The 18889-nt window shown below is 73.4% G+C and carries 15 protein-coding genes and 1 tRNA gene; 8 read left to right on the top strand and 8 right to left on the bottom strand.

Features of this window, described 5'->3' with window-relative positions; all coding sequences use genetic code 11:
• Positions 1 to 26 precede the first annotated feature (26 nt).
• Both C4J65_RS31465 and C4J65_RS31460 read left to right on the top strand, forming a co-directional pair.
• Positions 27 to 1106 (top strand): mechanosensitive ion channel family protein, encoded by a 1080-nt coding sequence (locus tag C4J65_RS31465; protein WP_162833441.1) that lies wholly within the window; start codon positions 27 to 29, stop codon positions 1104 to 1106.
• Between the two features lie 102 nt (positions 1107 to 1208).
• Positions 1209 to 3428, top strand: a complete 2220-nt coding sequence (locus C4J65_RS31460) for an NADP-dependent isocitrate dehydrogenase (protein WP_115745477.1) — start codon at positions 1209 to 1211, stop codon at positions 3426 to 3428.
• A gap of 66 nt (positions 3429 to 3494) precedes the next feature.
• On the opposite strand, the gene C4J65_RS31455 is transcribed toward C4J65_RS31460, so the two are convergent.
• On the bottom strand, positions 3495 to 3836 hold the full coding sequence (locus C4J65_RS31455) for a DUF5713 family protein (protein ID WP_115745476.1): 342 nt from the start codon (positions 3834 to 3836) through the stop codon (positions 3495 to 3497).
• 80 nt (positions 3837 to 3916) lie between these two features.
• Between C4J65_RS31455 and C4J65_RS31450 the strand changes: the two genes are divergently transcribed.
• Positions 3917 to 4711: an N-formylglutamate amidohydrolase gene (locus C4J65_RS31450; RefSeq protein ID WP_115745475.1), complete on the top strand. Its 795-nt coding sequence runs from the start codon at positions 3917 to 3919 to the stop codon at positions 4709 to 4711.
• An 80-nt stretch (positions 4712 to 4791) separates the two neighbouring features.
• On the top strand, positions 4792 to 6015 hold the full coding sequence (locus C4J65_RS31445; protein WP_115745474.1) for a cytochrome P450: 1224 nt from the start codon (positions 4792 to 4794) through the stop codon (positions 6013 to 6015).
• 24 nt (positions 6016 to 6039) lie between these two features.
• Here the strand turns inward: C4J65_RS31445 and C4J65_RS31440 are convergent, their stop codons facing one another.
• The 3 genes from C4J65_RS31440 to C4J65_RS31430 form a co-directional block, all read right to left on the bottom strand.
• Positions 6040 to 6549, bottom strand: a complete 510-nt coding sequence (locus tag C4J65_RS31440; protein WP_115745473.1) for a hypothetical protein — start codon at positions 6547 to 6549, stop codon at positions 6040 to 6042.
• Complete coding sequence (locus C4J65_RS31435) at positions 6546 to 7121, bottom strand: sigma-70 family RNA polymerase sigma factor (RefSeq protein ID WP_115746718.1); 576 nt, start codon at positions 7119 to 7121, stop codon at positions 6546 to 6548. The genes C4J65_RS31440 and C4J65_RS31435 overlap by 4 nt, the downstream gene beginning before the upstream one ends.
• Positions 7122 to 7192: 71 nt before the next feature.
• Positions 7193 to 8626: a S8/S53 family peptidase gene (locus tag C4J65_RS31430; RefSeq protein WP_115745472.1), complete on the bottom strand. Its 1434-nt coding sequence runs from the start codon at positions 8624 to 8626 to the stop codon at positions 7193 to 7195.
• 178 nt (positions 8627 to 8804) lie between these two features.
• On the opposite strand from C4J65_RS31430, the gene C4J65_RS31425 reads away from it, so the two are divergent.
• Positions 8805 to 11957 carry a CHAT domain-containing protein gene (locus tag C4J65_RS31425; protein ID WP_240330561.1) on the top strand — a complete coding sequence of 1051 codons (3153 nt, stop codon included), beginning with the start codon at positions 8805 to 8807 and terminating at the stop codon, positions 11955 to 11957.
• 43 nt (positions 11958 to 12000) lie between these two features.
• Here C4J65_RS31425 and C4J65_RS31420 read toward each other — a convergent pair whose 3' ends face one another.
• Positions 12001 to 13842 carry a LuxR family transcriptional regulator gene (locus C4J65_RS31420; protein ID WP_162833440.1) on the bottom strand — a complete coding sequence of 614 codons (1842 nt, stop codon included), beginning with the start codon at positions 13840 to 13842 and terminating at the stop codon, positions 12001 to 12003.
• 72 nt (positions 13843 to 13914) lie between these two features.
• Here C4J65_RS31420 and C4J65_RS31415 point away from each other — a divergent pair, with 72 nt between their 5' ends.
• Complete coding sequence (locus C4J65_RS31415; RefSeq protein WP_115745469.1) at positions 13915 to 14994, top strand: hypothetical protein; 1080 nt, start codon at positions 13915 to 13917, stop codon at positions 14992 to 14994.
• A gap of 157 nt (positions 14995 to 15151) precedes the next feature.
• Here C4J65_RS31415 and C4J65_RS31410 read toward each other — a convergent pair whose 3' ends face one another.
• The 3 genes from C4J65_RS31410 to C4J65_RS31400 form a co-directional block, all read right to left on the bottom strand.
• Positions 15152 to 15826: a glutathione S-transferase C-terminal domain-containing protein gene (locus C4J65_RS31410; RefSeq protein ID WP_115745468.1), complete on the bottom strand. Its 675-nt coding sequence runs from the start codon at positions 15824 to 15826 to the stop codon at positions 15152 to 15154.
• Between the two features lie 331 nt (positions 15827 to 16157).
• Positions 16158 to 17120 (bottom strand): hypothetical protein, encoded by a 963-nt coding sequence (locus tag C4J65_RS31405; RefSeq protein ID WP_162833439.1) that lies wholly within the window; start codon positions 17118 to 17120, stop codon positions 16158 to 16160.
• Between the two features lie 399 nt (positions 17121 to 17519).
• Positions 17520 to 17593: transfer RNA gene (locus C4J65_RS31400), tRNA-Pro, on the bottom strand.
• 46 nt (positions 17594 to 17639) lie between these two features.
• Here C4J65_RS31400 and C4J65_RS37130 point away from each other — a divergent pair.
• Together C4J65_RS37130 and C4J65_RS31395 are read left to right on the top strand one after the other, a co-directional pair.
• Positions 17640 to 17768, top strand: coding sequence for a hypothetical protein (locus C4J65_RS37130; RefSeq protein ID WP_275898177.1), 129 nt, complete (start codon positions 17640 to 17642; stop codon positions 17766 to 17768).
• A 54-nt stretch (positions 17769 to 17822) separates the two neighbouring features.
• On the top strand, positions 17823 to 18800 hold the full coding sequence (locus C4J65_RS31395; RefSeq protein ID WP_115745466.1) for a bile acid:sodium symporter family protein: 978 nt from the start codon (positions 17823 to 17825) through the stop codon (positions 18798 to 18800).
• Positions 18801 to 18889: the final 89 nt, after the last annotated feature.

Below are 18889 nucleotides of genomic sequence, written 5' to 3'. Positions count from 1 at the left end.
ACATCCCGTGAACCTGGAGACTGCCGGTGACCGAGGACCTCACCATGGACCACCTGCTGCCCGCCGGCATCGCGCTGGCGGCGGGGCTGCTGGGCGCGTTCCTGCTGCGCGTGCTGCTGCGCTGGCTGGCGGGCCATGCCGGGCGCACCCGCTGGGGCGGCGACGACGTGATCGTGGCCGCGCTGCGCACGGTGGCGCCGTGGGCGGCGGTCGCGGCCGGGGTGGCCGGTGCGGCGGCGGCGCTGCCGCTGACGCGGACGGTGCAGCACAACGTCAACCAGGTGCTGACGGTGCTGCTGATCTTCGTGGTGACGGTGACGGCGGCCCGGGTGGTCGCCGGCCTGGTGCGGACGGTGACGACCTCGCGCTCCGGGGTCGCCGGGTCGGCCACGATCTTCGTCAACATCACCCGGATCCTGGTGCTGGCCATCGGCTTCCTGGTGATGCTGCAGACGCTGGGCGTCTCGATCGCGCCGATGCTCACCGCGTTGGGCGTGGGCGGCCTCGCGGTGGCGCTGGCCCTCCAGGACACGCTGGCCAACCTCTTCGCGGGCATTCACATCCTCGCCTCGAAGACCGTGCAGCCGGGCGACTACATCCAGCTCAGCAGCGGCGAGGACGGCTACGTCGAGGACATCAACTGGCGCCAGACCACCGTGCGCGAGCTGTCCAACAACCTGGTGGTGATCCCCAACGGACAGCTCGCGAAGTCGAACATGACCAACTTCATGCGGCCCGAGCAGCGGCTGACGGTGCTGGTCCAGGTCGGCGTCTCCTACGACAGCGACCTGGACCACGTGGAGCGGGTGACGACCGAGGTGATCGCCGAGGTGATGACGGAGGTCAGCGGCGCGGTGCCGGACCACGAGCCGGCGATCCGCTTCCACACCTTCGGCGACTCGCGGATCGGGTTCACCGTGATCCTGGGCGTGGGCGAGTTCAGCGACCAGTACCGGATCAAGCACGAGTTCATCAAGCGGCTGCACCGGCGCTACCGCGCGGAGGGCATCCGGATCCCGTCGCCCGCCCGGACCGTCGCGCTCCAGCAGGGGGCCGTGGTCCTGCCGCAGCAGCGGGCGGGCGAGGACGTCGTCCCGCTCCCCTGAGCCCGAGGTGGCCGGAATCTCCCCGCGACCCCTGTCGAGCCGAGGTCGATCACGAGATATCTTGATGTCGAGCAATGTTGCAGACGTGGAGCGGAGCACCCGGTGACTGACTCGACCATCATCTATACACACACTGACGAGGCCCCGGCCCTGGCGACGTATTCGTTCCTGCCGGTGGTCCGGGCGTACGCCTCGCAGGCGGGTGTCGCGGTCGAGACCCGCGACATCTCGCTGGCCGGCCGCATCATCGCCCTGTTCCCGGAGTACCTCACCGAGGACCAGCGCATCCCGGACGCCCTCACGGAGCTGGGCGAGCTGGCCAAGACGCCCGCCGCCAACATCATCAAGCTGCCGAACATCTCGGCGTCCATCCCGCAGCTCAAGGCCGCGGTCGCCGAGCTGCAGGGCCAGGGCTACGCGCTGCCGGCCTACCCGGACGACCCGAAGACCGACGAGGAGCGGGACGTCCGCGCCCGCTACGACAAGGTCAAGGGCTCCGCGGTCAACCCGGTCCTGCGCGAGGGCAACTCCGACCGCCGCGCCCCGGCGTCGGTGAAGAACTACGCCAAGACCCACCCGCACCGCATGGGCGCCTGGACCGGCGAGTCCAAGACCAACGTGACGACCATGGGCGAGAACGACTTCCGTTCCACCGAGAAGTCCGCGGTGATCGCCGAGGACGGCACCCTGCGGATCGAGCTGGTCGGCGACGACGGCACCACCACGGTGCTGCGCGAGTCGGTGCCGGTGAAGAAGGACGAGGTCGTCGACGCCTCCGTGCTGCGCGTCGCCGCGCTGCGCGAGTTCCTCACCGCGCAGGTCGCCCGCGCCAAGGCCGAGGGCGTCCTGTTCTCGGTGCACCTCAAGGCCACCATGATGAAGGTCTCCGACCCGATCATCTTCGGCCACGTGGTCCGCGCCTTCTTCCCGAAGACCTTCGCCCAGTACGGCGACGTGCTCGCCAAGGCCGGCCTCACCCCGAACGACGGGCTGGGCGGCATCTACAAGGGCCTGGAGTCCCTGCCCGAGGGGGCCGAGATCAAGGCGTCCTTCGACGCGGAGCTGGCCGAGGGCCCGGAGCTGGCCATGGTCGACTCCGACAAGGGCATCACCAACCTGCACGTGCCCTCGGACGTCATCGTCGACGCCTCGATGCCTGCCATGATCCGCACCTCCGGCCACATGTGGGGCGCCGACGGCCAGGAGCACGACACGCTCGCCGTCCTCCCGGACTCCTCCTACGCCGGCGTGTACCAGGCCGTCATCGAGGACTGCCGCGCCAACGGCGCCTACGACCCCTCCACCATGGGTTCGGTCCCGAACGTGGGCCTCATGGCGCAGAAGGCCGAGGAGTACGGCAGCCACGACAAGACCTTCGAGATCCCCACCACCGGCACGGTCCGCCTGGTGGACGCCGCCGGCAACGCCGTGCTGGAGCAGACCGTCTCCGCCGGTGACATCTTCCGCGCCTGCCAGACCAAGGACGCGCCGATCCGCGACTGGGTGAAGCTGGCCGTCACCCGGGCCCGCGCCACCGGCGACCCGGCCGTCTTCTGGCTGGACGAGGGCCGCGCCCACGACGCCAACCTGATCGCCAAGGTGAAGACCTACCTGTCGGAGCACGACACCGAGGGCCTGGACATCCGGATCCTCGACCCGGTCGAGGCGACGAAGCTGTCGGTGGAGCGCATCCGCCGCGGCGAGAACACCATCTCGGTGACCGGCAACGTCCTGCGCGACTACCTGACCGACCTGTTCCCGATCCTGGAGCTGGGCACCAGCGCCAAGATGCTGTCGGTCGTCCCGCTGATGGCGGGCGGCGGCCTCTTCGAGACCGGTGCCGGCGGCTCGGCCCCCAAGCACGTGCAGCAGCTGGTCAAGGAGGACTACCTGCGCTGGGACTCGCTGGGCGAGTTCTTCGCCCTGGTGCCGTCCCTGGAGCAGTACGCCGAGACCACCGGCAACACCCGCGCCAAGGTCCTCGCCGACACCCTCGACCGCGCCACGGCGACCTTCCTCAACGAGGACAAGTCGCCGACCCGCCGCGTCGGCGGCATCGACAACCGCGGCAGCCACTTCTACCTGTCCCTGTACTGGGCGCGGGAGCTGGCGCAGCAGACCGACGACGCGGACCTGGCCAAGGCCTTCGCCCCGCTCGCCGAGACGCTCACCGCGAGCGAGCAGAAGATCGTCGAGGAGCTGAACGCCGTCCAGGGCAAGCCCGCCGAGATCGGCGGCTACTACCAGCCCGACCCGGCGAAGGCCGCCGAGGTCATGCGCCCGTCGGCCACCTGGAACGAGGCGCTGGCGTCCTTCGCCTGATCCTCACCGGGCCCGCACGGACCCCGCACCCCGTCTCCGTCCCCTCGGAGGCGGGGTGCCGCCTCTTCACCACTCCCGTGGTGCGATCAGCTCATCCGGGTCGGCGTCCGGGAAGCCGTAGGCCTGGGCGACGAACCAGAAGTCCTCGCCGATCTCCTCGCGGGCCGTGGTCTCGATCTCGCTGCCCGCCTCCCCGAAGACCGCCTCCAGCTCGTTGAACTCCTCGGTGGCCGCGTGAGTGAGCGCGTAGAGGGCCGCCAGGTCGGCGGGACGGGCCGCCTCGACCCGCGCGCACAGCCGGCGCAGGATCTCGCTGCCCCGGTCCACCACGTGGTCCGGGAAGTAGTCGTCCTCGTACAGGCTCCGCAGAAACCGGTGTTCGGTCACCCGCCGATTCGTGATCGACATGACGCCCCTCTGCCTTCGCTTCCCCAAACCGACACCTCGATCCTGCCGTGCCCCACTGACAACGCCCTCGGAGCCGCCCCGTGACCGAAACCCCGCCCGTCTTCGAGCTGCTGCCCGGCGCCGACCGCTCCCCGGTGATCCTGCACGTGCCGCACTCCTCCCGCGAGGTCCCGGCGGATGTCCGTCCCGGCATCGTGCTCTCGGACGCGGAGCTGGAGCGGGAGCTGGACCACATGACCGACTCGCACACCGCGGAGCTCGCCGGGCGGGCCGCCGCGCGGGCCGGTCTCACACCCTGGCGGTTCGTGAACCGGGTGTCGCGGCTGGTGGCCGACCCGGAACGGTTCCCGGACGAGCGGGAGGAGATGGCGGCCGTCGGGATGGGCGCCGTGTACACGCGGACCTCGCACGGCGAGGAGCTGCGCCCGGAGGACATGGACCCCGCGCCGCTGATCGAGCGGTACTTCCGGCCGTACGCGCGGGCGATGACCGAGGCCGTCGCCGACCGGCTCGCGGCCACCGGCCGGGCCGTGATCGTCGACGTGCACTCCTACCCGACCGAGCCGCTCCCCTACGAGCTGCACGGCGAGGGTCCGCGCCCGCCCGTCTGCCTGGGCACCGACGGCTTCCACACGCCTCCCGGGCTGCTCGCCGCGGCCCGGGAGGCGTTCGCCCCCTGGGAGACCGGCCTGGACAGCCCGTTCGGCGGAACGTACGTGCCGCTGGACTTCTACGGCACGCGGAGCGAGGTCGGTGCGCTGATGGTGGAGATCCGCCGGGACACCTACATGACGGAGCCGGGCGGTCCGGCCGGGCCGGGGCTGTCCCGGCTCGCCGGGTCGCTGGCGGCGCTCGTCGACGCCGTGTCGGACTGAGGGCGGGCGGCCGCGCCGGTCACCACCGGCTGGAGCACTCCCGCGCGACAGCCGGGCGGGTGCACGGCGAGGGTGGGGGGATGACGCAGGAGACCACCACGCTCACCGGCCAGTCGCCGCCTCCGGTACGGGACTGGCCCGCCCTCGACCTGGACGGCCCGGAGTTCGACCCGGTCCTCGCCGATCTGATGCGCGAGGGGCCGCTGACCCGCGTCCGGCTCCCGCACGGCGAGGGCTGGGCCTGGCTGGCGACGCGGTACGACGACGTGAAGGCGATCACGAACGACCCGCGCTTCGGGCGGGCCGAAGTGACGCAGCGTCAGATCACGCGTCTCGCTCCGCACTTCAAGCCGCGCCCCGGTTCGCTCGCCTTCGCCGACCAGCCCGACCACAACCGGCTGCGGCGCGCGGTCGCGGGCGCGTTCACCGTCGCCGCCACGAAGCGGCTGCGGCCCCGGGCGCAGGAGATCCTCGACGGGCTGGTGGACGGAATCCTCGCCGAGGGCCCGCCGGCCGACCTGGTCGAGCGGGTCCTGGAGCCCTTCCCGATCGCCGTCGTCAGCGAGGTGATGGGCGTGCCGGCCGCCGACCGGGAGCGGGTGCACTCCTGGACCCGGCAGATCATCTCGACCTCCGGCGGCGCCGAGGCCGCCGAGCGGGCGAAGCAGGGCCTGTACGGGTGGATCACGCAGACCGTCCGCGCCCGGGCCGGCGGCGACGGCACCGACGTGTACGCGCTGCTGGGCGCCGCCGTGGGCCGCGGCGAGGTCGGCGAGACGGAGGCCGTCGGACTCGCGGGGCCGCTGCAGATCGGCGGCGAGGCCGTCACGCACAACGTCGGCCAGATGCTGTACCTGCTGCTCACCCGCCCCGAGCTGATGGCCCGGATGCGTGAGCGGCCCGGGGCGCGCGGCACGGCGCTGGACGAGCTGCTGCGCTGGATCTCGCACCGCACGTCGGTGGGCCTGGCCCGCATCGCCCTGGCGGACGTCGAGGTGCACGGGACGCGCATCGCCGCCGGTGAGCCGGTGTACGTCTCGTACCTGGCCGCCAACCGCGACCCGGACGTCTTCCCCGACCCGGACCGCATCGACCTGGACCGCGAACCCAACCCGCACCTGGCGTACGGCAACGGGCACCACTTCTGCACCGGCGCCGTGCTCGCCCGGATGCAGACCGAGCTGCTCGTCGGCACGCTCCTCGACCGGCTGCCGGGGCTGCGGCTCGCGGTCCCGGCCGACCAGGTGGCCTGGCGCCGCAAGACCATGATCAGGGGTCCGCGCACGCTGCCCTGCACCTGGTAGCCCGGCACCCGGCGGGCGGCGCGCTCAGGCCCGCAGCCACTCCGTCACGACCACCTCCCGGCCGGTCCGCAGCCGCAGTGCGAACGGACCGGCGGGCGGGGCCTCGCCGGTGAACCGGCCCATGTCGTCGGCCGTCAGCCGCGCGTGGGCCCGCGGGCCGCTGAGCACCTCGATCCCGGCGGGGCCCGGCGGCAGCAGCTGGCCGATCAGGCCGTCCGCGGTCACCTCGACGTCGACGGTCACCGCGTCCGTGCGGAAGGTCAGCATCCGCGGCGGGTCCGTCTCCCCCCGGACGGGGATGCCGTCCACCAGCGAGTCGAAGGTCAGCTCGGCGACGCGGGCGTCCAGGTCGTGCAGGACGAAGGCGTCGACGGCGATCCGCCGCAGCTCGGCCGGGACCGGGTCCAGGATCGCGGCGGCCTGCCGCAGCTCCTCCTCCAGGAGACCGTCGTGCAGCTCCCCGTCACGCTCGTCGTAGCCGTCGTGCTCGTCGTGCTCGTCGCGGCCGTCGTGCTCGTCGTTCAGATCGCTCATTTCGTCCCCCGTGCCTCCAGCCGGGCCCGCAGCCTGCGCAGACAGCGCTGGCGCATCGGCCCGATGCTGCCCACCGCGATACCCAGCGCGGCGGACACCTCCTGATAACTGGGCGGTGGCGAGGAGATCAGCACCCGCAGCAACTGGCGGCATCGCTCGCCCAGTTCCTCGAACTCCTGCCACAGCAGCCGTACGCGCTCGGTCTGCGCGGCGGCCTCCTCGGAGTCGAGCACCGACTCCTCCGGCGTACGGTCCTCGCTCGGCCGGTCCAGCAGTTGCGGATCGTCGGTCGGCGTCCACCGCCTGGAGGCCTTGAGCAGCTTCAGGCACTCGTGCCGTGCCGTGCTCGCCAGCCAGGAGCCGGTCTTCTCCGGTTCCCGGATCCGCCCCAGGTGCTGGGCGAACCGGAACCAGGCGGTCTGGTACACCTCGTGCGCGTCGGCGTCGGACAGCCCGTGCGACCTGGCCACGGACCACACGAGCGGGCCGAGTCCGTCCACCAGTGACTTCCAGGCCGCCGCGTCCCCGTCGGCCGCCGACTGGACGAGCGCCCCGACATCTGCACGGTCCACGGTCCCACCCCTCGTGTACGACCTGCCATCGTACGCCGTGGAGTGGATGGTTCCGACCGCCAGCAGGCCGTTCACGACCCGCCTTCCGACGGGTCGACGGGGACCGGGCGCCAGGTGGGCGGCAGCAGCGCGGGCACATGCGCCCCGCGCACCTCCGCGTACTCGGTGTTGGCCGCGAGCAGTCGCCGGCCGGCCGCGCGCGGGTCGGTCTCCTGGTGCGCCGTCATGCGGGAGGCGACCATCCCCGCGACCACGGGAGTGGCGAAGGAGGTGCCGCTCCACTGCGCGTGCCCCTCGAACATCACCTGGTCCGGCTTGGCGGGCGCCTCGCCCGGCTCGCTCAGCACCCCGTTGTGCCGGGGGTACTGGCAGGTGCAGGCATAGGTGAACCCGAACCGGCAGGCGTCGTAGGTGGAGTGCTGGTAGACGTACGGCACGGGTGCCCCGAAGCCGGTGAGGGCGCTGGTGAGGCGCTCGCCGGGGGCGTAGGCCCGCACCCAGCCGCCGTGGTTGCTGAAGCAGGCGCCGAACTCTCCGTCGGAGCGCAGCGCCCCGATCGACAGCACCGAGTCCTCCCAGCCGGGCAGGGTGGCGTAGGCGGCGGGCCAGAAGGGGGTGGCGCTGGCGTTGTTGCCCGCGGCGGCGACCAGCAGGGTCCGCTGGTCGCGGAGTTCCTCCATGAAGGCGTGGACGCCGAGCAGGCCGTCGGTGCGGCCGTTGGAGGTGCCGGCGGAGAGGCTGAGGACCTCGGGCCAGCCGCCGCGGTCGACGGCCTCGAAGAGCTTCTCGCCCAGCTCCGACTCCAGGATCGCGCCCGCGTCGTTGAGGGTGTTGCGTACGGTCACCTGGGTGTTGGGCGCGACGGCGGCGACCAGCCCGGCGATGAAGGTGCCGTGTCCGACGTACTGGCACAGGACGCCGTCGTCGCCGCACTCCCTGATCTGGGCGTCGCCCTCGGTGTGGACCAGCAGCGGATAGGACCGGTAGTCGTGCATGAGGCCGGTGTCGATGACGAGGACGCCGACGGCGGTCGCGGGGTCGTAGGCCGCCGTGTCGGCGGCCGGGTTGGGCGGCTCGCTCAGCGGGACGGGCACCGGCTCGTCGCCGGGGCAGGCGTTGACGGCGATGGAGACGACGTGGTTGCGGCTGATCAGCCGGCGGCCCGCGCGGCCCTCCGCCGTTCTGAGGGAGCGCAGGGCGTGGGCGACGGTGGGGTCGCCGTCGCGGGCGCCCTCGCCGGGGTCGGCGACCTGGATGCGGGTGATGCCGGTGCGGTTGGACTCGGGGCTCGTGCGGCGCACGTGGTCCGGGGTGAGTCCGGCCATCGTGGTGAAGTGGTCGCGCACGGTGTCCTCGACGATGCGGGCCTCCTCGCCGTCGCGGGCGAGGACGACGCCCTTCTCGTAGAAGAACTCGGCGGAGTCGTCCGGGCCCATCGCCAGCGGGACGTCCGGCATCGAGCGCTGGATCTGGTCGAACTGCTCGCGGAATCGCTGTGGTGCCATGCTTGTCCTCCACTGTGGCGGTGGCGGTGACGACGGCCGGGGCCCCGGGCGTGACCGCGGGTGTGACCACGGATGTGACCACGGTGGTGGCAGCGGTCGTCAATCAGAGTCCCGGGGTGGCCGATTGATACAGACTCGAACCTGTGTGACGTGGTTCCGGAGCACTACCATCCGTGGGGTGACAGCGCGAAACGACTCGGTTCTCGACCTGCTGCCGATGGTGTTCGCCGCCCCGGGCGAAGCGCTGACGCGGGCGGAGGAGTTGCTCGGCGCCGATCCCTCGCCGCTGCACGCCTCGGTCGCCCATCAGGTGATCGGCATCTGGCAGCGGGACTTCGGCGACACCCGGCGCGCCCTGGCCCATCTGCGGCGCGCCCGCGACCTCGCCGCGCGCGCGGACTCGGCCGAGCGGGAGGCGGACGTCCTGGCCACGCTCGGGGTCGCGCTGGTGCACGCCGGGCGTACCCGGGCGGGGCTGGAGGCGTTCGAGCGGGGCGTCGCGCGCGGGAGCGGTCACACACGCGCGCGGGTGCTGTTCCGGCGGGCGTACGTGTGGTGGGTCCTCGGCCGGCACGGCGAGGCGCTGGAGGACGTACGGCGGGCGATCCCGGTGCTGCGGCAGGCGGAGGACGTGATCTGGACGGCGCGGGCGCTGACACTGCGGGCGACCGTGCACCTGGCGCTGGGCTCGGTGGAACGGGCGGACGCCGACTTCACCGCGGCGGAGGCGCTGTGGGACACCACGGGCCAGGAGCACGACAAGGCCGACGCGGTGGAGAGCCGGGGTCTGGCGGCCTTCCGGTCGGGTGACGTCCCCGCGGCACTGCGGCTCCTCGACGAGGCGGAGGAGCGGTACGCGAAGCTGGGCACACCGACGTTCATGCTCACCATCCGGCGCTGCGAGGTGCTGATGGCGGCGGGGCTCGCCACCGAGGCGCTGGCGGAGGCGGACGGAGCCGTAGCGGCGCTGGACGGGATCGGCGGGCAGTCCACCCGCAAGGCGGAGTTGCTGCTGGTGGCGGCGCGGGCGGCCCGGCTGGCGGACGAGCCGCAGACCGCGCTGGCGCGCGCGGCCCTCGCGGTGCGGCTGTTCGCCGGGCAGCGGCGCACCTGGTACGAGACGCACGCCCGGCTGGTGCTGATCGAGGCGCGGGTCGCCACGGGGCGCGGCTCGGGCCGGCTGGTCGCGGACGCTGCGGCGGTGGCGGAGCGGCTGGCGGCCTTCGGTGCGCCGGCCGCGCCGGAGGCGTCCCTCCTGGCGGGCCGGATCGCGCTGGACCTCGGCTGGACCGCGGACGCGGAACGGCATCTGGCGGTGGCCGCGCGCAGCCGGCACAGCGGGCCGCCGCTGGCGCGGATGACGGGCTGGGCGGCGCAGGCGCTGCGGGCCCGGGCGGCGGGCTCGGCGCGGGGCGTGCTGGAGGCCTGCCGGCGCGGTCTGGACGTCCTCGACGACCACCGGATGACGCTGGGCGCCTCGGAGCTGCGGGCCCGGGCCACCGCACAGGGTGCGGAGCTGGCGGCGCTGGCGCAGCGGGCCTCGCTGGTCTCGGGCGGGCCGCGGCGGCTGCTCGGCTGGAGCGAGCGCTGGCGGGCCACGGTGCTGTCGGCGCCGCCGACCCGGCCGCCGGCCGATCCGGTGCTGCTGACCGCCATGACGGCGTTCCGGGAACTCGCCGCCCGCGCGGAGGAGGCCCGCACGGACGGCGGCCGGCCCGCTCCCGCGCTGGAGCGGGAACAGCGGCGCCTGGAGCGGGAGATCCGCTCCCGCACCCTGCACATGCGGGGTGCGGCGCCCGGCGACGGCGACCGGTTCGACGTGGGGCGGCTGCTGCGGCGGCTGGGCGACGAGGTGCGGCTGGTGGAGCTGGCGGTGCTCGACGGGCGGGTGCACGTGCTGCTGTGCGGGCAGGGCCGGGTACGGCGCTTCGAGGCCGGGCCGCTGGCCGAGGCGGAACGGGAGGCCGAGCACGTTCAGGCCGGTCTGCGACGGCTGGCCCATCCCGGTGCCGAGGCACGGCTGCCCCTGGTGGAGGCGGCCGGGGCCCGCCTGCAGCACCTGCTGCTGGGACCGGCCGCGGCCCACCTCGGCTCCGGTCCGGTCGTCGTGGTCCCGCCGGGCCGGCTGCACCGGGTGCCGTGGGCGCTGCTGCCCGTCCTGCGGGAACGCGTCCTCAGCGTGTCGCCGTCGGCGAGCAGCTGGCTGCGGGCGAGGGACACCGCTCCGCCGCCCGGCGGCCGGCAGGTCCTGGTCCGCGGCCCCGGCCTGGCGAGCGGCGGCGCCGAGGTGCCGGAGCTGTCCGAGCGGTACGCGGGGGCACGCCGGCCGCCACCGGGCGGCGGACGGGAGCGCGATGGACGCACGGCGGCTGCCGACACGCTCGAGGCTCCGTCGCAGGGCGAGCGGCGGCCGGGTGACCGCGGGGATCCCGCCGGACCACACCAAGTACCACCACAGCCCGGACCGGACCGCAGGAACCACGCACAGTCGACCGACACGCCCCCGGCACCGCCCCAGGCTCCGCCGCACCACCGGGAACACGGTGAACCCGCCGGACCACATCGGATACCACCACAGGCCGGACCGGACCGCAGCGAACACGCGCAGCCGGCCGGAGCGCGCCCGGTGCCGTCCCAGGACGGGGCGTACCTCGGCGAGCACGGACGGCCCGCCGGGGCGCTCGCGGTGCCGCCGCGGGGTGGGTGGGAGCCTGGGGGGCGGCGGGAGACGGCTGCGCCGGACGGCGGCGGGAGGCGAGCTTCGCTGCTCGTCGACAGCGAGGGCGGGGAGCTCGTCGGCCGGGAGGGCGACGCCGGCCGGCGGGCGCGTCCCGGTGCCCCCGCCGCCGCACGGGGCGGGACCGTCGTGCTGGAGGGCGACGACGCACGGGTGCCCAGCGTGTTGCGGGAGCTGGACGGCGCCGCGTTGGCGCACATCGCGGCGCACGGGACCTTCCGCGCGGACAGTCCGTTGTTCTCGTCGCTGCGGATGGCCGACGGGCCGCTCATCGTGCACGATTTCGAGCGGCTCGACCGCAGCCCGTACCGGATCATCCTGCCCTGCTGCGACACGGCGCGTTTCGCGTCGGTCGGCGCCGACGAGCTGCTCGGCCTGGTCACCGCGCTGCTGCCGCTGGGCACGGCCGGGGTGGTGGCGTGCACCGCGCCCGTCAACGACGCCGCGGTGGTGCCGCTGATGCTCGCGCTGCACAAGGGGCTGGAGGCCGGCCTGTCCCTGGCGGAGGCGCTGCGCGACGCGCGGGCCGCGCTGCCGGGCGACGCGGTGCACCAGGCGACGGGGTGGGCCTTCTCGGCGTTCGGGGCGGCCTGACCCGCCACCCCGCCACCCCGCCACCCGGTACCCGGCCGCCGGGTCAGGCGGGTTGGGACTCGGGCAGTTCCATGAGCCACGGCAGGGCGCCGCGGTCGCGCGCCCCGAGGCGGGTGTAGGCGCCGTAGAGGTGGTTGCCGACGGTGCGGACGGAGAGGGTCAGCCGCTCCGCGATCTGCCGGTTGCTCAGGCCCTCGGCGGCGAGGGTGACGATCTGCCGCTGTCGGGCGGTGAGTTCGCCCAGCACCAGGCCGGACAGTGCGGGGGTGCGGGCGCCCTGGCAGCGCCGGGCGAGGGCGGCGGCCCGGGTCCGGGCGGTGCGGGCGGACCGGGGGTCGCGGTGGGCGCCCACCGCCTGGGCGCTCGCCTCGGCCGCGAACAGCAGGAATCCACACCGCTCCAGCTCATCGGCGACCCGGTCCAGCGTCGGCCCGTCCTCGCGCGCGAGGGCGTCGGCGTGCACGGCGAAGACACCGGTCAGCGCGGCGGGCGCCCGCTCGGGTGCGCCGAGCCTGACCGCGTCGTACGGCTCGCCCCGGTCGACCGTCCGGACCGCCTCGTCGAGGTCGCCGCGCGCGGCGGCGGCCCAGGCGGCGGCGACGCCCGCCCCGTCGACGTCGAGTCGTCCGTCGCCCGACTGTGCGAGGGCGAGGGCGAGTTCGCCGAGGCAGGCGGGATCGCCGCGGTCGGTCCGCAGGCCCTCGCGGGCCCACGCGGCGGCCTCGCGCAGCCGCCCGCCCAACCGGGCGTACCGGGCCCGCAGCGCCGCGTACCGGGTCGGCAGCGGTACTCCCTCGGCAGCCAGCCACTCCCCCACGGGGGCCTCGGTCGGCCGTACGTCGGCCTGCTCGATGCGCAGGGCGAGGGCGGCCCGCTCCGCCTCCAGGGCGGGGCCGGTCCGGTCCGGAGTGCGGGCCAGGCGGCGGGCCCGCAGCCGGCCCGCGGCGGCGCGCAGCACCGGACCGTGCAGGGGGTGCGCGAGACGGCCGGCACCGTGGTCGTCGACGGTGACCAGTCCCTCGGTTTCCAGGTGCTCCAGGATCCGTACGTCGAGCGCGTCCCGGTCCAGGTCCCGGTCCAGGTCCAGGGACAACGGCTCGGCGAAGGCGAGGCGTTCGAGCGTCTCCCGCTCCTCGGTGCGGGGGCGGTCGAGTACCTGGGCGGTGCGCTCGCGGACCGCCGGGGTGACCGGCACCGGTCCGCGCCACGCCCACTGGTCCGTGTCCGGCACCGGCACGAGCCGGCCGCTCTCGCGGACGGCGGTCAGCAGTTCGCGCAGCAGCCGCAGGTCCCCTCGGCACAGGCGGTGCAGGCGGTCGACGGTGAGCGGCTCCAGGACGGTGTCCGCGCCGGCCGTGAGGAGGTCGGCGGTCTCCTCGCGGGGCAGCGGTCGCAGGGCGAGGCGCGGCAGCAGCTCCCCGGACCAGAGCCGGGACACGGCGTCCGGCACGGGGGCGCCGTCGGTGGCGACGACCAGGAGGCGGGTGCGGCCGTGTACGGCGAGCTGGTGCACGAGGGCGGCGGAGGCGGCGTCGAGCAGGTGCGCGTCGTCGACCAGCAGCAGCCGTACGTCGGACAGGAGTTGTACCGCGCGGTGCAGGGTGACTGACTCGGGCAGCAGGTGGGCGAAGGCGGCGAAGGGGATGTCCCGGGTCTCGGGCGTCCCGGCGGCGCGGGCGCGGTCCGTGCCGCGCACGGCCTCCGTCACGAGCCTGGTCTTGCCCGCTCCCGCCGGGCCGGTCACCACGAGGCCGCCCCGTCCGGCCGCCACGGACCTGCGCACCAGCTCCAGTTCGTCCGCCCGCCCGGTGAACGGCCAGGGGGTCTCCAGCCTCTTCGCGTCCCGCAGAGAAGTCGTCACGGCAACATGAGTCGGCATACTCATCCCTGATACAGGGTGACTTGAGTACCCCCCGACTCAGGCGCCGGGGCCGGACCGGACGGCACCCTGAGGGCCATGACCGCACGCTACTGCTCGCTCGCGCAGCAGCCTGACCCGGTGCTTCCGCCGGGGCTGGCCGTGGAGCGCGTCGCCGCGCTCGTCGGCGGGCAGCGGATGTGGGTCAACGCAACCGTGCTGCACTACTGCTTCCTCGGCGGCGACACCGACGCCTCGGTGGTCCCGATGCCGGGGAGCGGGCGGCCGCGCCGGGGTTCGTGGGCGGGGACCGAGGAGCAGCGGGACGTGGTGCGCGACTGCTTCCGGGAGTGGCGGGACCTCGGCATCGGGCTCGATCTGGTGGAGGTCCGCGACCGGTCGGAGGCGGAGCTGCGCATCGGCTTCCAGCCCGGCGACGGATCCTGGTCGGCGGTGGGCAAGGACGCGCTCCGGGTCGGTCTGAACGACCGTACGATGAACTTCGGCTGGGACCTGACCGCTCCGGGCGAGCGCGCGACGGCCCTGCACCAGATCGGGCACGCGCTCGGCATGCTGCACGAGCACCAGAGCCCGTTCGCGGGCATCCTGTGGGACGACGAGGCGGTCTACGCCGAGCTGGCGGGCCCGCCCAACCACTGGAGCCGGGAGCGGACCTTCCACAACATCCTGCGCAAGCTCGACGGCGACGAGGCCAACGCCCCGGTCTGGGACCCGCAGTCGATCATGGAGTACCCGTTCTCCTCGGGACTGATACTGGAACCCGAGCACTACCGCTCCGGCCTGCACCCGCCCGGTACGCTCTCCGCCGCCGACAAGGAGTTCACCCTGCGCTGGTACCCGCCCACCGGCCGGCCCGGTCCGCTGGTGCCGTTCCGCTCGGTGCCGCTGGGTCTCGGGCCCGGCGAGCAGGCCGACTTCCGCGTGGATCCGCCGGAGACCCGCGAGTACACCGTGGGCACCTTCGGTGACAGTGACGCCGTCGTCGTCGTCTTCGAGGAGCGGGACGGTGTGCCCCGCTACTTCGCCGGACAGGACGACGGGGGAACCTCCCGCAACGCCACGATCAGGGCCCGTTTCGTCAAGGGCCGCCGCTATGTCGTCCGGGTGCGCCTGTACTCCTCGTGGGGTGCGGGCGAGACGGCGGTCATGTACTGGTGACCGCGCGGCTCACAAGCACCCGCGCGCCGTGGCCACAGACCGGCGCCGGGGGCCGGCCGCGGCGCGCCGCCTTCGGGGGAGGGCGACGCGCCGCGGCACACGCCGTGTCCGCCGCTGGGGGGCGGCGGACACGGCGACTTCCGGGTGTCCTGTCCGCTCAGGCGGGACGGCCCACGAGGTGGCGGCCGAAGGCCGGGTGGGCGGTCAGACGCCGGACGTGGGTCCACAGGGCGGGGTGATCGTCCGCGGGCAGCGGGGTGTCGAGCCGGACGAGGGCCGCCCACACCTCGACGTCGGCGGCGGTCAGCAGGTCGCCGACGACGTGGGAGTGCTCGGACAGGCGGCGCTCGAGGACGTCCAGCACGCCGGGCAGCGCCGCGGGGTCGGCGGCCCGGGTGCACAGTTCCTCGACGGCTGCGACGGCCGCCTCCGCGCCGCGCGGATACAGCGCCGGGCCGGCGGCCGGGGTGAAGGACCGGGCGAGGTCGCGCATGATGTCGCGCGCGTGTGTGCTCACGATGCGGCCGGACCAGCCGTCGCTGAGCACCGGTGCCACGGCCGGCCCCCGGTAGTGGTGCGCGCTCGCCTCGTACAGCGGGCGCAGGTCGGAGTACCCGCCGTCGGGACAGTCGGGGCGCGGTGCCAGAAGGGTCACCGGACAGATCTCGTCCAGACCGAGGAGGCGGTGCACGACGGCGATGCCCAGACAGTCGTCGTGGCCGGGTGAGAGGTGGAGGCGGTAGCGGCGCGGCACGGCGTAGTGGCCGCTGCTCGGGTCGCGGCCGATCCGGCCGCGGAAGGCGGGGGCAGGGACGATCGGTGTGACGGTCATGGCTCTCCCCGGTTGTTTCCCTACCTAATCACTAGGATTACTGGGGAAGTCTCGACCGGCACCGAAGAGGCGTCAAGAGGGTGTCCGCCCACCAAGAAGAAGCCGGAATGCCGGGATGCCGGGATGCCGGGATGCCGGGATGCCGGGATGCCGGGATGCCGGGATGCCGGGAGAAGAGGGCCACGCCGGTCCACCGGACGCAACACCGCGGGTGGAACGTGGCACCGGCGGTCAAGGCGCCCCGGCCTCCCCGGCGTCCACCTCGTCACCGTCGTCGCCCCGCAGCCGCCGTCCAGCACCGTTGTTGACGGGCTGGGGTCCCGTGGGTGCCCTATCGGCCGCCGCCGGCCAGGGCCCGTGACCGGGACGTGGCGTCTTCGACCTGTTCCTCGATCCAAGCGATCCTGGCCCTCAGCTGCTTGGCCAACTCCTGGACCGGGAAGTTGTCCAGGGCGAGGTAGACCTCCGCCTGGCTGCCCCGCGTCACCTCGGCCGGCAGCGGAGTGCCGGCGAGTTCCGCGACCGCGCGAAGCACCTCCTGCGTGGACGACCGGCCGGTGATCCGCAGGCGCCGCAGATCGTCGACGCGGATCTCCACTGTGCGTTCGTTCTCCTGGTAAGAGGGGTCGCCCGGCGGTATGCCCGCGGGGTTCTCGACGGGGGCGACGGTGCCGTGCCAGACCTTGTAGTCGTTCCGCCCGTCCGACCCGGTCGCCAGCTCCTGGCCGATGCCTGTCAGCTGGTAGGAACGCAGTAGTTCCTGGTCGACCTCGTGGTGCAGGGTGTGGTCCCTCATCAGGTTGCCGGGAGGGGTGCTATCTCCGTTTCGCTGCCACGCACCGTCCATGTCGCGCTCGGACATCTCGCTCGTCCCGCCGGCGGGCGCCGGGAATCCTCCGCCGTATGCCGGCTTCCCGTTGTACGGGCTGAGTTGCGCCTTTACGCCGACGACCGCTGTGGCATCGTCCTTCCAGGCGATGAGGTAGTGCTTGACCTTGTGTTTTGTCTGCTTGTCGACCTGAGTCCATGCGCCTCGTCCGTATTTGGCACTCTCGTTCGCACTCACGTCCTCGACTTGCCCATTGCGCCAGCGCTGGACCGTGTGGCCCCCCGCCATCCGCTGCACCGGCATCGCGGCATCACGCGCGGCGGAGCGCTGCACGGCGGACGGAGCGGTCCGGTGGCCGGAGCCGGCAGCTTGCCGGTGCCGCTCGTCGCCCACCATCCGCGCCACGGCGCGATTACCCGCGCCGCGCTGCAGGTTGTGGAGCGCGGCAGGCGAGAGCGACGCCACGGGGGTCTCCCTCATCAGGCCCGCGTCCTGGGTGGGGAGGGGCACGCCAGGGCGTGCCGAGACCCGATCCTCTTCGGATGTCATGCCGGGACGTCGCGTACGCATGGAGAAGAGCCCTTCCGGAAAATCACAGCCGTCCTATTGACGTACCTGGTTCGACGCCGTTCCGGGAAGGGCTCTTCGGGCAGCGTTTCGGGCACCGGATCATCCCTCTGAGCACCGGAGGCGAAGAGCCGGATGGTGTACTGGGCCCCACGGCCGGTGCGCCGGAGCCCGGTCGAGCGCGCCGATCCGCAGACAGTCCCGGACACCCCGGACAGTCCTGGACAGTCCTCAGAAATGATCAAAGGGCCGTTTCAGATCTCTCTGAAACGGCCCTTGACCTGCGACTTCGCAAAGTCGGGACGACAGGATTTGAACCTGCGACCCCTTGACCCCCAGTCAAGTGCGCTACCAAGCTGCGCCACGTCCCGGTGCGCGATCCGGGTTCACCATGATCGCGCCGGTCAAGCCTACCCCATGCGCGCGGCGGGGTGGAGCCACCGGGCACCGCCGCCGCTCGGTGAGGTCGAGGCGCCGTTGCACTCGCACAACCGCGACGAGCACGTGACCGTCGATACCACCCGCTCCGAGGACCTGATGGGGTGATCACATCGCGAGACGGCTTTGCGTCACGCCATCCTCCGGGCGTTGATTCGCACGGTGCGAACCGAAAGAACCGAAAGAACCGAACACCGCGAGCACCCCGGCGACGACGTCACCGGCGACCGCTCCGCGCGCCGTGCCGTGACCGTCTTCCCGGTCCTCGTCCTGCTGGCCGGCGCCCTCGGCCTGCTGCTCCCCGGGAGTTTCACCGGGTGGAGCGAGGCGGTGCCGTATCTGCTGGGTGTCGTGATGTTCTGCATGGGCATCACCATGACCCCGGAGGACTTCCGCGGAGTCGTGAAACGTCCCTGGGCGGTGGCGCTCGGGCTGGTCGCGCACTACGTCATCATGCCGGGGCTCGGCTGGGCGATCGCCCACCTGCTGGACCTGCCGCCGCAGCTCGCCGCCGGCGTCATCCTGGTGGGTTGTGCGCCCAGCGGTACGGCCTCCAACGTGGTGACCTATCTGGCCCGCGGCGACGTCGCCCTGTCGGTCTCCGTCGCGACCGTCTCCACACTGGTCGCCCCACTGGTCACCCCGCCGCTGACGCTGCTGCTGGCCGGCGAGTACCTCCCGGTGGAAGCCGGGTCCATGGTCACCGACATCCTCAAGACGGTGCTGCTGCCGGTCCTCGCGGGCGTCGTCGTACGGCTGCTCGCGGGACGGTACGTGCGGCGGGCGCTTCCGGCGCTGCCCTGGCTGTCCGCGCTGACGATCGCCGTGATCGTGGCGGTCGTCGTGGCGGGCAGCGCGGACGCCATCAAGTCGGCCGCGGGGCTGGTGTTCGTCGCCGTCGTCCTGCACAACGGGCTCGGTCTGGCCCTGGGTTACGGGGCGGGGCGCCTCGGCCGGCTGGGCGAGCCCGGCAGCCGTGCCATGGCCTTCGAGGTCGGCATGCAGAACTCCGGCCTCGCCGCGTCGCTGGCCACCGCCCACTTCAGCCCCCTGGCGGCGCTTCCCGCAGCGGTCTTCTCCGTGTGGCACAACGTCTCCGGTGCGGTGGTGGCCGCATGGCTGTCGCGCCGGGGGCGGTGACCTGCGGCCGGCCGGGCGGCGGTAACCGTACGCAGCGCCGCGATGCTGCCGAGGAAGACCATGGAGGAGAAGTCGTGTAGATCATGGCG

The organism is Streptomyces sp. CB09001, assembly GCF_003369795.1.
In the GTDB taxonomy this organism is placed as follows: Bacteria; Actinomycetota; Actinomycetes; order Streptomycetales; family Streptomycetaceae; genus Streptomyces.
The sequence above is the reverse complement of the archived record's forward strand: the minus strand, read 5'-3'. Positions and strand labels throughout refer to the sequence as shown.